The following is a 14144-nucleotide window of genomic DNA, read 5'->3' on the forward strand; positions in this document are numbered from 1 at the left end:
GCACATGGATATCAATAATAAAGCCCGAATTCACTGGGCATGCCGCCGTGGAATGCGCGAGCTCGATATTTCGATTATGCCGTTCTTCGAACATGAATACGAAACGCTCAGCGACAGCGACAAACAGCTGTTTGTTCGCCTGCTGGAGTCTGACGATCCAGACCTGTTTAACTGGTTGATGAATCACGGTAAACCAGCAGATGCCGAGCTTCAGCGTATGGTTGCCCTGATTCAGACACGGAATAAAGAACGTGGTCCTGTGGCAATCTGATCTCCGGGTTTCCTGGCGCGCGCAATGGATGTCGTTGCTTCTCCACGGCCTGGTGGCGCTATTCGTGCTGCTAATGCCGTGGCCGATGAGCTACACGCTGGTCTGGATGCTGCTGCTTTCCCTTGTGGTTTTCGACAGCGTACGCAGCCAGCGCCGCATTCACGCTCGCCAGGGCGAAATTAAACTGCTGACGGATTTTCGTCTGCGTTGGCAGGGGCGTGACTGGGATATCGTCGGAAATCCATGGATGATTGACAGCGGGGCGATGCTAAGACTGCGTCGTGCCGGAAAGCATCGTTGCCAGCATCTTTGGCTGGCGGCTGACAGCATGGACATCGGTGAATGGCGCGATCTACGCCGCCTGCTGATGCAACAGCAGGCGAGCGGAAGCGGGCAGATTTAAGCGAAGCGTTCGGCCATTTCGCCAAGAATTTGCTCGCACCAGGTTTCAATGCGTTCGTCGCTCAGGTCGTACTGGTTGGTTTCATCCAACGCCAGGCCAACAAACAGCTGCCCGTCGGCAATGACCGGTTTTGGGCTGGTAAATTCATAGCCTTCTGTTGGCCAGTAGCCGATGAACTGTGCCCCGCGCGGTGCCAGCTTGTCGTGCAGCATGCCTAACGCATCCAGGAACCACTCACCGTAGCCAAGCTGATCGCCCATGCCGTAAAGCGCCACGAGTTTGCCTTCCAGGTTCAGGCCATCCAGCTGCGGCCAGACGGTTTCCCAGTCTTCCTGCAGTTCGCCAAAATCCCAGGTCGGTATGCCCAGGATCAGAACGTCATACTGCTCCATCATGGCCGGGGCATCATCTTTCAGGTTGTGAAGCGTCACCAGTTCAGGACCAATAATGTCGCGAATTTTTTCGGCGGCCATTTCGGTGTAGCAGGTGCTGGAGCCGTAAAAAAGACCAATGTTCATAGCAATAACAACTCATTTTAATCGCGTGCAGATGGCCAAGTGTACCAGATCCCATTCGCCATCATGCATAATGGACACAATTCGCCAAATCAGGAGTGGAGCGTGGAGCAGGATAAGATCCGTATCGAACAGTTTCTGGATGCGCTGTGGCTGGAAAGAAATCTGGCCGAAAATACGCTCAGCTCTTATCGCCGCGATCTCACTATGGTGGCCGAGTGGCTGCAGCGTCAGCAACTCAGTTTTTTGACCGTTCAGGCTTCGGATCTCCAGTCGCTGCTTGCGGAGCGCGTCGAGGGCGGTTATAAAGCCACCAGTTCCGCGCGGTTGCTTAGCGCTATGCGGCGGTTATTTCAGTACCTGTATCGCGAAAAAATGCGGGAAGACGACCCCAGTGCGCTGCTTTCATCGCCCAAACTTCCCCAGCGTTTGCCGAAGGATTTAAGCGAGGCTCAGGTTGAACGGCTGTTGCAATCTCCGTGTGTCGATCAGCCTATTGAACTGCGCGATAAAGCCATGCTTGAAGTCTTGTACGCAACCGGGCTGCGCGTCTCGGAGCTGGTTGGGCTGACAATGAGCGATATCAGCCTGCGGCAGGGCGTGGTGCGAGTGATTGGTAAAGGCAACAAAGAGCGTCTCGTGCCGCTGGGCGAAGAGGCTGTGTACTGGATTGAAGAGTACCTGAAGTATGGCCGCCCGGAGTTGTTAAACGGGCAGTCTCTGGATGTGCTTTTCCCCAGCAATCGCGCACAGCAAATGACGCGGCAAACCTTCTGGCACCGCATTAAGCACTATGCCGTGCTGGCCGGTATCGACAGTGAAAAACTGTCTCCGCATGTGCTACGCCACGCTTTTGCCACGCACCTGCTGAACCATGGCGCGGATCTTCGTGTCGTACAGATGCTGCTGGGCCATAGTGATTTGTCCACCACACAAATTTATACACATGTAGCGACGGCGCGTTTACGCCAGCTGCATCAACAGCACCACCCTCGAGCGTGAGTGCTACAAGAGATAAAGGAATCCTCATGAAAAAAGGTTTTTGGCTGCTTTCGCTGCTGGCCGCTTCCGTTTCCGGTATTGCTCACGCGGATGACGCCGCTATTAAACAATCTTTGGCGAAGCTGGGCGTGCAGGGCGCAGAGATTCAGGCTGCACCGGTTGCCGGGATGAAAACTGTGTTGACCGATAGCGGCGTACTTTATATCACCGAAGACGGCAAACATGTGATTCAGGGGCCGCTGTATGACGTGAGCGGCGCTCAGCCGGTGAACGTGACCAACCAACTGCTGATCGGCAAGCTGAACGCGCTGGAAAAAGAGATGATTATCTACAAAGCGCCGAAGGAGCAGCATGTGATTACGGTGTTCACCGACATCACCTGCGGCTACTGCCACAAGCTTCATGAAGAGATGAGCGACTACAACGCGCTGGGGATCACCGTGCGTTATCTGGCATTCCCTCGTCAGGGGCTGCAAAGCCAGGCCGAGAGCGACATGAAGTCTATCTGGTGCGCGAAAGACCGTAACAAAGCGTTCGATGCCGCAATGAAGGGCGGTGATGTGGCACCGGCAAGCTGTGACATTAACCTGGCTAACCACTACAACCTGGGCGTGCAGTTTGGCGTGCAGGGGACGCCAGCGATCGTGCTGAGCAACGGCAGCATGATCCCGGGTTATCAGGGGCCTAAAGAAATGAAACAAATGCTGGATGCCCACAAGCAGTTAATGAAAGCGGGTGGTTAATTTCGGGTGAAACAGCAAACGCAACTCCGCCGCCGGGTCGTTGACAGCTCGGTGGCGCTTCCGGCTACGCTGCCTCCTTTGTTACAGCGGCTGTATGCCAGCCGGGGCGTGCGTGGCGAACAAGAGCTGGAGCGCGGCGTAAAAGGAATGCTGCCGTGGCAGCAGCTCAGCGGCATCGATCGGGCCGTGGTCATGCTTTATAACGCCTTTCGCGAAGGCTTGCGCATCATCGTTGTCGGCGATTTTGATGCCGATGGGGCAACCAGTACCGCGCTAAGCGTTCTGGCCCTGCGCAGCATGGGGGCTGAGAATATTGGCTACCTGGTGCCTAATCGCTTTGAGGATGGTTACGGGCTTAGCCCGGAAGTGGTCGATCAGGCCCATGCCCGCGGTGCGCAGGTGATCGTGACCGTCGACAACGGCATCTCATCCCATGCGGGCGTTGAGCGCGCCCATGCACTGGGGATCCCGGTGCTGGTGACCGATCACCACCTGCCAGGGGAAACACTTCCCGCTGCTGAAGCTATCATTAACCCGAATCTCGCCGACTGCGCATTTCCATCTAAATCCCTGGCTGGTGTCGGCGTCGCGTTTTATCTGATGCTGGCGCTGCGCACGCATCTGCGTGATAACGGCTGGTTCGAACAGCGTGGGCTGGCCATTCCGAATCTTGCAGAACTGCTCGATTTAGTCGCGCTGGGCACCGTGGCGGACGTTGTGCCGCTGGATGCCAACAACCGCATTTTGACCTGGCAAGGGTTAAGCCGCATTCGCGCGGGGAAATGCCGTCCCGGCATTCGCGCGCTGCTTGAAGTGGCTAATCGTGAGCCGCAAAAGATCGCCGCCAGCGATCTGGGCTTTGCGCTGGGGCCGCGCCTGAACGCCGCAGGCCGACTGGATGATATGTCGGTTGGCGTGGCGCTGCTGCTCAGCGAAAACATTGGTGAAGCGCGTATGCTGGCTAACGAGCTGGACGCGCTGAACCAAACGCGGAAAGAAATTGAACAAGGCATGCAGGTCGAAGCGCTGACCCTTTGCGAACAGCTGGAGCGCAGTAGCGAAGCCCTGCCTTACGGGCTGGCAATGTATCACCCGGAATGGCACCAGGGCGTGGTCGGCATTCTGGCCTCGCGCATCAAAGAGCGTTTCCACCGCCCGGTCATCGCGTTCGCGCCTGCGGGAGACGGCACGCTTAAAGGGTCCGGCCGTTCAGTTCAGGGGCTGCACATGCGTGATGCCTTAGAACGTCTGGATACGCTTTATCCGGGCATGATGCTGAAGTTCGGCGGTCATGCCATGGCCGCAGGCTTGTCGCTGGAAGAGGCTCGCTTTGAGGAGTTTCGCCAGCGTTTTGGCGACCTGGTCGGTGAGTGGCTGGACCCGGCGTTGTTACAGGGGGAAATCTGGTCCGACGGTCAGCTGTCCGCGCAGGAGATGACGCTCGAAGTGGCGGAGATGCTCAGAGACGCCGGGCCGTGGGGGCAAATGTTCCCGGAGCCGCTGTTTGACGGCAAGTTCCGTATTCTCCAGCAGCGCCTGGTGGGCGAGCGTCACCTGAAGGTGATGGTGGAGCCTGTCGGTGGCGGTCCGCTGCTGGACGGTATCGCCTTCAACGTGGATACCACCCGCTGGCCGGACAACGGCGTGCGCGAAGTTGAGCTGGCCTACAAGCTGGACGTGAACGAGTTCCGCGGCAACCGCAGCGTGCAGCTTTTAATCGATCATCTCTGGCCGATATAGCCCGCATTCTCGACGCTGCTGCAGCGTTAATTACTTGGCTATATGTCAGGGAGAATGCTACAAAATGCGGCGTAAATCCGGTAAACTTTCCGGTTTACGACCGCATTTCGTCTTCTGAAATCAACATAAGAAATTACGCATGTTTGAAATTAACCCGGTAAAAAGCCGCATCCAGGACCTCACAGAGCGCAGCGACGTTCTTAGGGGGTATCTTTGACTACGATGCCAAGAAAGAGCGCCTCGAAGAAGTAAACGCCGAGCTGGAACAGCCCGATGTCTGGAACGAACCTGAACGCGCACAGGCGTTGGGGAAAGAACGTTCTTCATTGGAAGCCATCGTCGACACGTTAGATCAGATGTCTCAGGGCCTGGAAGATGTCTCCGGCCTGCTGGAGCTTGCGGTAGAAGCCGACGATGAAGAGACCTTTAACGAGGCCGTTGCCGAGCTGGATGTGTTGGACGCCAAACTGGCGCAGCTTGAATTCCGCCGCATGTTCTCTGGCGAGTACGACAGCGCCGACTGCTACATCGATATTCAGGCAGGCTCAGGCGGTACGGAAGCGCAGGACTGGGCGAGCATGCTGGAGCGTATGTACTTGCGCTGGGCAGAAGCTCGCGGTTTCAAAACCGAAATTATTGAAGAGTCCGAAGGCGACGTGGCGGGCATCAAGTCCGTGACCATTCGCATTCAGGGCGATTATGCCTTTGGCTGGCTGCGTACCGAAACCGGCGTTCATCGTCTGGTGCGTAAGAGTCCGTTTGACTCCGGTGGCCGCCGCCATACCTCGTTCAGCTCCGCGTTTGTTTACCCGGAAGTGGATGACAACATTGATATCGACATCAACCCGGCGGACCTGCGCATTGACGTTTATCGCGCATCCGGTGCGGGTGGTCAGCACGTTAACCGTACGGAATCTGCGGTACGTATTACCCATATTCCAACCGGCACCGTGACCCAGTGCCAGAATGACCGTTCTCAGCACAAGAACAAAGACCAGGCGATGAAGCAGATGAAGGCGAAGCTGTACGAGCTGGAAATGCAGAAAAAGAATGCTGAGAAGCAGGCGCTGGAAGACAACAAATCGGATATCGGCTGGGGCAGCCAGATTCGTTCTTACGTCCTCGACGACTCCCGCATTAAAGATCTGCGCACCGGGGTTGAAACCCGCAACACGCAGGCTGTGCTGGACGGCGATCTGGACAAATTTATCGAAGCAAGTTTGAAAGCAGGGTTATGAGGAACCAACATGTCTGAACAACAAGCACAGGGCGTTGACGCAGCAGCCGATCTTAACAATGAACTGAAAGCGCGCCGTGAGAAGCTGGTAGCTCTGCGTGAGCAGGGTATCCCATTCCCGAACGATTTCCGCCGCGATCACACCTCAGACCAACTGCACGCTGATTTCGATGCGAAAGAGAACGAAGAGCTTGAAGACCTCGGCGTTGAGGTAAGCGTGGCTGGTCGTATGATGACCCGCCGTATCATGGGTAAAGCGTCCTTCGTGACCTTACAAGACGTTGGCGGCCGTATTCAGCTGTATGTCTCCCGTGATGACCTGGCGGAAGGCATCTACAACGAGCAGTTCAAAAAGTGGGACCTGGGCGATATCCTGGGCGCGCGCGGTAAGCTGTTTAAAACCAAAACCGGCGAGCTGTCCATTCACTGTACCGAACTGCGTCTGCTGACCAAAGCGCTGCGCCCGCTGCCGGACAAATTCCACGGCCTGGCCGATCAGGAAACCCGCTATCGCCAGCGTTATCTGGACCTGATCGCTAACGAAGAGTCCCGCAATACCTTTAAAGTGCGCTCTAAAATCATGGCCGGCATCCGCCAGTTCATGGTGGGCCGCGACTTTATGGAAGTTGAAACCCCAATGATGCAGGTGATCCCTGGCGGCGCATCCGCTCGTCCGTTCATCACGCACCATAATGCGTTGGACATCGACATGTACCTGCGTATCGCGCCAGAGCTGTACCTGAAGCGTCTGGTGGTGGGTGGGTTCGACCGCGTCTTCGAAATCAACCGTAACTTCCGTAACGAAGGCATCTCCCCGCGCCATAACCCAGAGTTCACCATGATGGAACTCTATATGGCTTACGCGGACTACAAAGATCTGATTGAGTTGACCGAATCCCTGTTCCGTACTCTGGCTCAGGACGTGCTGGGCACCACCGAAGTGCAGTATGGCGAAGAGACCTTCGACTTCGGCAAACCGTTTGAAAAGCTCACCATGCGTGAAGCTATTAAAAAGCACCGTCCAGAAACCGACCTGGCCGATCTGGATAACTTTGACTCGGCGAAAGCCATCGCGGAAAGTATCGGTATCAAAGTTGAGAAGAGCTGGGGCCTGGGCCGCGTAGTGACCGAAATCTTCGAAGAGGTTGCGGAAAGCCACCTGATTCAGCCGACCTTCATCACCGAATACCCGGCAGAAGTCTCTCCCCTGGCGCGCCGTAACGACGAAAACCCGGAAATCACTGACCGCTTTGAGTTCTTCATCGGTGGCCGTGAAATCGGCAACGGCTTCTCCGAGCTGAATGACGCGGAAGACCAGGCGCAGCGTTTCCAGGACCAGGTTGATGCGAAAGCGGCAGGCGACGACGAAGCGATGTTCTTCGACGAAGACTACGTCACCGCGCTGGAGCACGGTCTGCCGCCAACGGCGGGTCTGGGTATCGGTATCGACCGCATGGTTATGCTGTTCACCAACAGCCACACCATCCGCGACGTTATCCTGTTCCCGGCTCTGCGTCCGACTAAGTAACGCCCTCATTCCCCTCCGTAAGGAGGGGGATTTTCCTCAAGTTCATCAACGTTTCCGGGGCCTGGTTTGCGCAAGGAAAGCATTTTAAAACGCTGGCACATCACCGCTTTCATTATCATGACGAGCCTGATGCTGACGGCCTGCTCCTCCTCAAAACCAGCCAAAAGTACCCGAAACGAAGGCACGTTTAGCGGCGCGGTTTACACCGTTAAGCGCGGCGATACGCTCTCAAAAATTTCCAGAATGACCGGCAGCAGCGTGGGTGACCTCGCCCGACTGAACGGGATCCCTGCGCCTTATACTATCCAGGTGGGCCAGCGTATTCGGATCAAAGGCTCAGGCTCTGCAAGCCGGCCGAAAAACACCGCCATGGCCAAAAACACCACTGCGCCAGCTCGTTCGCAAAACACGACCATAGCAAAGGTGGCGCCGCCGCCGGTGGGAGCACGCTGCTGGTTGTGGCCGACGAAGGGCAACATTGTTGAACCGTTCTCCAGCAGCGACGGCGGCAATAAAGGCATTGATATCTCAGGCTCTCGCGGGCAGCCTATTTATTCTTCCGGCGCGGGAACGGTGGTTTATGTCGGTAACCAGCTGCGCGGCTACGGCAATCTGGTGATGATCAAACACAGCGAAGAGTACATCACCGCCTATGCCCACACCGACACGATGCTGGTTAATACCGGAGAGAAAGTGAAGGCCGGGCAGAAAATTGCCACGATGGGCAGCACTGGGGCGGATTCGGTGCGTTTGCACTTTCAGATTCGCTACCGGGCCACAGCAATTGACCCTCAGCGTTACCTAAAACCGTCGTGTTAATTTAAAAAGTGCTTGAAAAACCATCACCTGGACACAAAGGCACTTGCCAGCGAGTGCTGAAAGTCTATAATGCGTAACGCACCTCAAAGCGGGCGTAGTTCAATGGTAGAACGAGAGCTTCCCAAGCTCTATACGAGGGTTCGATTCCCTTCGCCCGCTCCAACCTCCTTAGAATATAAAGAAACTTTTCTTCAGACAGTGAATCAGTCTCGCTAAAGCAGATACAACTTTCACTGCCCATTTTTCTTCGCCAGTACTTGTTGCGTGATTGTGACCCTGACCCAAAATCCTGCTCCATTCAGAAACAGAATTCCGGCATGATGAATACTTCCCTGAACGGAGGTGGTGCCGATGAAAAAGTCACGATTCACCGAAGAGCAGATTGTCTTTGCCCTGAAACAGGCCGAACCGGGTACGAGCGTGCCCGAAGTTTGCCGTAAGCTGGGTATCTCCGATGCCACGTTTTACACCCGGCGAAAAAAATACGGCGGGATTTCCCCTTCTGAGCTGAAGCACATGCGGCAGCTTGAGGAAGAGAATCTCAGGCTGAAGAAGCTGGTAGCCGATCTGAGCCTCGACAAGTCCATGCTGCAGGATGTGCTGGAAAAAAAGAACTGACGCTGGCGTGTCTGCGTGAATGGGGCCGGGATTTGCAGGCACGTTACGGGGCCAGCGAGCGGCAGATCTGTTTTGCACTACGGATCAGCCGCAGCGCTTTCCGCTACCGTGCTGTGGCGGCAGACGACAGTGCGCTCCGCCTGCGTATCAGGGAGATCACTGAAACCCGGGTCCACTATGGCTACCGCAGAGTTCACGTCATGCTCAGGCGGGAAGGCTGGCGGGATAATCACAAACGCATTTACCGGCTCTATCGCGAGAAGGGTCTGTCCCTGCGCCTCAAACGCCCGCGCCGAAATAAATCGGCACAGCGGCGACAGCCCCAGCCTCAGGGGTTGTATCCGAACTATGTCTGGAGCATGGATTTTGTATCTGACGCCTTATTTGACGGGCGTCGGCTACGTCTGCTGACGGTCATTGATCTCTACACGCGCGAATGTCTGGGGATTTGCGTGGGTCAGAATCTGCGCTCAATGGAGGTCGCAGAGATGCTGAACGCCATTGCACTCAGACGTCCCTTACCACAATGGCTGAAAACCGATAATGGCTCTGAACTTGCAGGGAAAATGCTGTACAAATGGGTGTACGAAAGAGGGATCCGCATCGACTTCTCACGACCGGGAACGCCCACGGACAATACGACCGTGGAGTCGTTCAACGGCAGACTGCGGCAGGAGTGCCTGAACGAAAATTGGTTCATGTCGCTTGAGGATGCCCGGTGCAAAATCGAAGCCTGGCGCATACACTATAACCAGAGACGTCCTCATTCTGCGCTGGGCTGTATGATCCCGTCCGAATTTGCTGAAAAGTCTGCCGGTTGCCAGAACATGCAACCAACATGAAGCCGGTTATTCCTGATTATGACTGGAGCATATTCGGGGTCAATCTTACTTTAGGCCAACAAGTCAGTCATCATAGAAAAGGGGGCAGTGTAGTGAATTAAATTTCGTGATTTAAAATAATGATGTTACACCAATAGCTTTCAATAATATTAACTGTGATCTCTTACTGATTGACTGCACTATCCTCCACGCAGCAGAGCGTAAATAACAAATTAAAAGTATATTGATTCAATTGCGTATCATTAGATATTAAAGAAACGTAAAATATTGACGCGTACAGAAACATCCAGTAACTTGATTGAGGTGTATGATGGTATCAATTTTACTTTTAAGGATAAATTATGAGCGCATGGAAAAAAACTAACGTACGCATTTTGTTGTGGGCGACTTTCATTGGTGGTGCGATAAGCTCATTAGTTAAATCAGGTACTGAAGTTAATATGCCACCTCGTCTCGCAGGGGAAGTTTCTCCTCCCGCGTTGAACATTGATGCCTGGTTGGGCTGGCTGGGGGTTAACTCGCACTCGATGGATTACATATACCAAGGAATTACTATTCCCGGTGCTGTAATGCTCTATCATTGGCTATTTAGTTTTATCTTTGCTGGCATTTATATTTTACTCTCAGCTTATGTGCCAAAAGTTAGACTTTGGTATGGTGCGGCTTATGGAGTCATCATTACGTTTGTTATGCACGGATTCCTTATACCTGCACTGGGTTTCCGTTATCCAGTTTACCTTGGCGGAAAAACTGGTTGGCTGTGGAATTTGAACGGTTACGAATTCTGGAGTGAACTATTAGGGCATATTTGTTGGTCTGTATCAATTGAGTTTAGCCTCATTGCAGTATTGGCAATTTTTTCTCGGCCTATTATTGGTGTATGGACGAAAGATATCGTTAAGTAAATATATTTGGCAGGCTTAGGCCTGCCAAGGATAGATTTTTACAGTATGGTAGTGGGGTTTTATTATTGTACGAGTGAAAATGTTTCCAGAACTATAGTTACCCAGCCAAGTGTGTTTTTGTTAGTTTAGTTAAAGTGAGTTATTTTAAAGTTAACAGCTTGCATTTAATCTCTTTGAAGGGGTGTCAGTTTAATCAAATCTTGTTTTTATCTTTTTTACGAAGAATGATTTTCCGCATGTCCCAAGGTTAATATTCAAAATTAACGAATTTCAATTTATTTAACTAGTTTTTTTTCAATTTTCGTAACTTTCAAAAAATTAAATGTAAATTGATATTGTTGCATATACATATCTAAATATGGCTATATGAAATATATCCTTTGATTTTTTTAGTCTTATCCTGCAAGGGGGGTGTAACTTCCGCTGTAATAAAGTAATTTCCTGAAAACAGATCTCATTTGTAGCCCTTGAGTAGTAATTAATTTCTTTTTTTTCTAATTTGAAAATTGGCATCATTTATTTGTGAAGGCGCGCAGTCTGGAGTCTGAATATTGATGTGGATCATTAATTATATTTTTTTGTGTAAGGAGCGATTTTTATTTTGCAATTAATTCAGCATATCAATTTTTTTGTTTTAACCACTTTAAGTATACGGCGATTAATTTATTATAAAATACTGGGTATCTACAGAACTATAGTTCACTAGCGCAACAAACTTTATTGGCCTGTGATGCTAAATAATAAATTATAATTATTATTTAATGTTTTTACTTTTTGTGCTGTTGTTTGCTATTGATTTTTATGTAAATAGATGAGAGTGTTCACGCTCGTCAATATATGAAACAGTTATTAAGTAGTTGTGTGATTTTATTGTATAATGAGGATGAAGGATTATTTTAATTACCAAACATGTTGAAAAAGGTTTTGAATATGGAGCTGAAATTAAAGGTTTACAACAGAATACAGCATCTCTATAAAGTTATCTCAAGAGATAGTCTATTTATTCCTGCAGTTGAAACGCATTGTAGGCTTATGATTGAAGAGTTCAAGAAAGATAGGTTATATTATAAATATATATTTAGTAATAATCGCTTTGTCATTTCGACTGTGACTGCATCTGTTTTTTTTAATAAGGATGAAGCTTTTTTGTCTGACGTTGTGAGCGAGTGTTTGACTACGGGGTTGGTTAGTCATAATACAATTACATCTTTGTTGTTGTTATTTAATGTTAGTGGAAGGATTTCACTTAGGGAGAGTGATAATGACAAAAGGAAAAAAAGTTTTAAGATAACAAGAAAAGGTAGGTTAGATATTATAAAATTGTTGAACACAATGGTTCCTGCACTAAGCTTGATGTTTGAAGGCCCATATAATCCTAAGATTATATCTGATGATCAGATTTCTGTTTTTTTTAAATCATACGCAAAAATCCACAGATCTTCACTATTTATTATTAATTTTGTCAATGATTTGGATGTTTTTATTTCAAAAGATTCAGGCCATATGATTCTTGTTTATCTCTATATGCTTGCCATAGAGGATAATAAGCCAAAAGCGATATTAAGCTTAGTATCTAAAGAATGTGGTGTTTCTAGAACGCACTTGAGAAATATACTAATTGCGGCCGAAGAAATAAACATGCTCTCTTTTAACAAAAAAACTGGTGAGATAACTATTTATGAGTCTTTTGTTAAAATGTTTACTTCGTATATGGCTTATTACTTTTCTTTCGTGCAGTTTGGGCTGGAAGGCGGGCATCTTTCAGACAATGCTGATTAAGTCTGTTCTGGCTATTATTATAATGACTCATCTCTGTATGATTTTTTTAGGTTGGCGCCTCCAGAGAGGCGCTTTAGAGTTCTACCGTATTCCTTCTTGTCAGAAGGCGTATTTCACTCCCAGCATACCCTGAGTGTCCCAGTAACTACCTGACCCCATCTGTTGCGCCACGTTGCCCCATGCGCTCAGATTTTCGCTTATGTGGCCCTCAACACCAGTTTTTAGCTCTGCCACATTGCGTTGCCCCTGAAGATATGCACTGCTTTCACCCATCTTCACGCCATAATCCTTCGCGGTATAAACCCAGTTTGCTTCCACAAAAGGTTCAAACTGACGGAAGGAACCTTTGTCATGATGGCTCTGTCCGGTCATTGACAAGCGTACACCCAGGCGTGTCTGGACGTTATCACTTCCCCTGCCTTCCACTTTCGTACCGTTGACTTCCGTGTGATTATCGGCTTTCACGCCGGACCATAGCACCTGTGCCTGGGGCGTTATGTAAACGTTGTTTTCCATTCCGCCGGAGGTTCTGTATGAACCCGTATGGAAAACATACCCCGTTTCCAGTGACGCGCTCAGACCTTTTGATTTGTACTTCTCATACGCCAGTTCATCACCTTTAACGGAGTTATCGAACCAGTTCCATGCCATCCAGCTGTCTGCATACAGGCCGGTTTTGTCCTTCGAATTCTGGTGCCAGGTGCTGTAGACACCAGCGCTGTAACCCCACACAGAGCCTTTTGAGTTATAACCGGACAAAGTGTTACGGGAATTACTGTACTGTTTACCGTAGCCGCCCATCAGACCAAGATGCCACGCATCGTCGTTGCCGGTGCTGCCGTTGAAGATATCTGCCCCCATCTGGAAGACTATCCGGTTTGCGGCGTATTTTGACTGACCGTCCGAGACATGTCCTTCCGTATGGCCCCCCACAGAGCGTACCCACAGACTACTTTCGTGACGCTCTCCGGTGGCCAGGTTTGTGTATATCATGCCACTTTGACGGTCTTTGAGACGCATGTTGAACATTGTTGCGGCTGCCTGAAGGTTGGCGGCGTAATTTCCTCGCTCAGGACGATAAGTGTGTCCGGTATCGGCATTGTTATGAGTTCCATTACTATTACCGTTATTGCCGTTATTGCCGTTATTGCCGTTATTGCCGTTATTGCCGTTATTACCGTTATTACCGTTATTACCGTTATTACCGTTATTATTTTCACTCTGACTGGTGAGATACCAGTTATTGTTATTCATGCCGGAAGGGGTACCCTGCTGGAGATGATACTCATAACTGCCGGCTACAATTCGCCCTTTCTGAATAAAGGCACCGGAGGCGGAGTTACCGGTGGAAATAACTTCAATTCCCTCCAGGGTCTGTGCCCCGATACCGCCTTCGTTGGCGACCCTGATGTAGGTGGTGCCGGAAGCATTCCCGCTGATGGTCAGCTTATCTGTCAGGCTGTCATCGCCACCCAGCACAGTTCCGAGAGAAACTGTACCGCCATTTCCGGTCCAGTCGCCTTCCACGGCCAGGGTCTGGCCCGCATTAGTGGCTCCGTTATTAATCATTACCAGTCCGCTGTTAATCATGTCACCGTACAGTGTTACTGCTTTCGGCAGTGCATCTGCGCCGGTATCATTAATTAATACGGTACCACTGTTGTTCAGTGTGGTGACGGTCTGGCTGTTGCCGCTGAGATTAAGGGTCGCACCTTCAGCTACCGTCACACCGGAGGTGGAGG

Annotated in this window: 13 protein-coding genes and 1 tRNA gene; 12 read left to right on the forward strand and 2 right to left on the reverse strand. The window is 51.0% G+C overall.

The features are described from left to right. Nucleotides 1-4: 4 nt before the first annotated feature. A complete protein-coding gene (sdhE, locus tag AAIE03_RS23115; RefSeq protein WP_008461626.1) occupies nucleotides 5-271 on the forward strand; it encodes an FAD assembly factor SdhE in 267 nt (88 codons plus the stop codon). Further along, entirely contained in the window at nucleotides 252-674 is a 423-nt protein-coding gene (locus tag AAIE03_RS23120; protein ID WP_166878208.1) for a protein YgfX, read from the forward strand. The genes sdhE and AAIE03_RS23120 overlap by 20 nt, the downstream gene beginning before the upstream one ends. Here AAIE03_RS23120 and fldB read toward each other — a convergent pair. Further along, nucleotides 671-1192, reverse strand: a complete 522-nt coding sequence (gene fldB / locus AAIE03_RS23125) for a flavodoxin FldB (RefSeq protein ID WP_166995287.1) — start codon at nucleotides 1190-1192, stop codon at nucleotides 671-673. The two genes, AAIE03_RS23120 and fldB, sit on opposite strands and share 4 nt — an antisense overlap. A gap of 102 nt (nucleotides 1193-1294) precedes the next feature. Between fldB and xerD the strand changes: the two genes are divergently transcribed. The 10 genes from xerD (at nucleotide 1295) to AAIE03_RS23175 (ending at nucleotide 12402) form a co-directional block, all read left to right on the forward strand. Next, a complete protein-coding gene (xerD, locus tag AAIE03_RS23130) occupies nucleotides 1295-2191 on the forward strand; it encodes a site-specific tyrosine recombinase XerD (RefSeq protein ID WP_008461629.1) in 897 nt (298 codons plus the stop codon). A 26-nt stretch (nucleotides 2192-2217) separates the two neighbouring features. After that, the gene (gene dsbC / locus AAIE03_RS23135) at nucleotides 2218-2934 is read left to right on the forward strand and encodes a bifunctional protein-disulfide isomerase/oxidoreductase DsbC (protein ID WP_336708732.1); all 717 of its coding nucleotides are present in this window, start codon (nucleotides 2218-2220) and stop codon (nucleotides 2932-2934) included. Between the two features lie 6 nt (nucleotides 2935-2940). Next, nucleotides 2941-4674 (forward strand): single-stranded-DNA-specific exonuclease RecJ, encoded by a 1734-nt coding sequence (gene recJ, locus AAIE03_RS23140; protein ID WP_008461632.1) that lies wholly within the window; start codon nucleotides 2941-2943, stop codon nucleotides 4672-4674. Nucleotides 4675-4813: 139 nt separating this feature from the next. Continuing rightward, a protein-coding gene (prfB, locus tag AAIE03_RS23145; RefSeq protein ID WP_156107000.1) for a peptide chain release factor 2 occupies nucleotides 4814-5912 on the forward strand; the annotation gives its coding sequence in 2 pieces (ribosomal slippage) (nucleotides 4814-4888 and nucleotides 4890-5912; 1098 coding nt in all). A gap of 9 nt (nucleotides 5913-5921) precedes the next feature. Continuing rightward, nucleotides 5922-7439 (forward strand): lysine--tRNA ligase, encoded by a 1518-nt coding sequence (gene lysS / locus AAIE03_RS23150; protein WP_166995291.1) that lies wholly within the window; start codon nucleotides 5922-5924, stop codon nucleotides 7437-7439. Between the two features lie 66 nt (nucleotides 7440-7505). After that, nucleotides 7506-8258, forward strand: coding sequence for an amidase activator ActS (gene actS / locus AAIE03_RS23155; RefSeq protein ID WP_286180330.1), 753 nt, complete (start codon nucleotides 7506-7508; stop codon nucleotides 8256-8258). Between the two features lie 88 nt (nucleotides 8259-8346). Then, nucleotides 8347-8420 (forward strand) — tRNA-Gly (locus AAIE03_RS23160). Between the two features lie 189 nt (nucleotides 8421-8609). Beyond that, nucleotides 8610-9718 (forward strand): IS3 family transposase gene (locus tag AAIE03_RS23165; RefSeq protein ID WP_442892303.1). Its coding sequence is split into 2 segments (ribosomal slippage): nucleotides 8610-8862 and nucleotides 8862-9718, totalling 1110 coding nucleotides; the frame shifts between segments, so codons are not numbered across the junction. Nucleotides 9719-10059: 341 nt separating this feature from the next. Then, entirely contained in the window at nucleotides 10060-10623 is a 564-nt protein-coding gene (locus tag AAIE03_RS23170) for a DUF1440 domain-containing protein (protein WP_008458541.1), read from the forward strand. Between the two features lie 930 nt (nucleotides 10624-11553). Then, a complete protein-coding gene (locus AAIE03_RS23175; RefSeq protein ID WP_157141414.1) occupies nucleotides 11554-12402 on the forward strand; it encodes a hypothetical protein in 849 nt (282 codons plus the stop codon). 99 nt (nucleotides 12403-12501) lie between these two features. On the opposite strand, the gene AAIE03_RS23180 is transcribed toward AAIE03_RS23175, so the two are convergent. After that, nucleotides 12502-14144: autotransporter outer membrane beta-barrel domain-containing protein (locus AAIE03_RS23180; protein WP_498563244.1), on the reverse strand; the 1643-nt coding region annotated here is incomplete at its 5' end.

This window comes from Pantoea sp. Ae19-2 (assembly GCF_059801205.1).

Bases quoted from the DNA above. Each gene is read 5' to 3' on its own strand.
- sdhE (WP_008461626.1), top strand. From the start codon at position 5: ATGGATATCAATAATAAAGCCCGAATTCACTGGGCATGCCGCCGTGGA.
- fldB (WP_166995287.1), bottom strand. From the start codon at position 1,192: ATGAACATTGGTCTTTTTTACGGCTCCAGCACCTGCTACACCGAAATG.
- dsbC (WP_336708732.1), top strand. From the start codon at position 2,218: ATGAAAAAAGGTTTTTGGCTGCTTTCGCTGCTGGCCGCTTCCGTTTCC.
- lysS (WP_166995291.1), top strand. From the start codon at position 5,922: ATGTCTGAACAACAAGCACAGGGCGTTGACGCAGCAGCCGATCTTAAC.
- AAIE03_RS23170 (WP_008458541.1), top strand. From the start codon at position 10,060: ATGAGCGCATGGAAAAAAACTAACGTACGCATTTTGTTGTGGGCGACT.
- AAIE03_RS23175 (WP_157141414.1), top strand. From the start codon at position 11,554: ATGGAGCTGAAATTAAAGGTTTACAACAGAATACAGCATCTCTATAAA.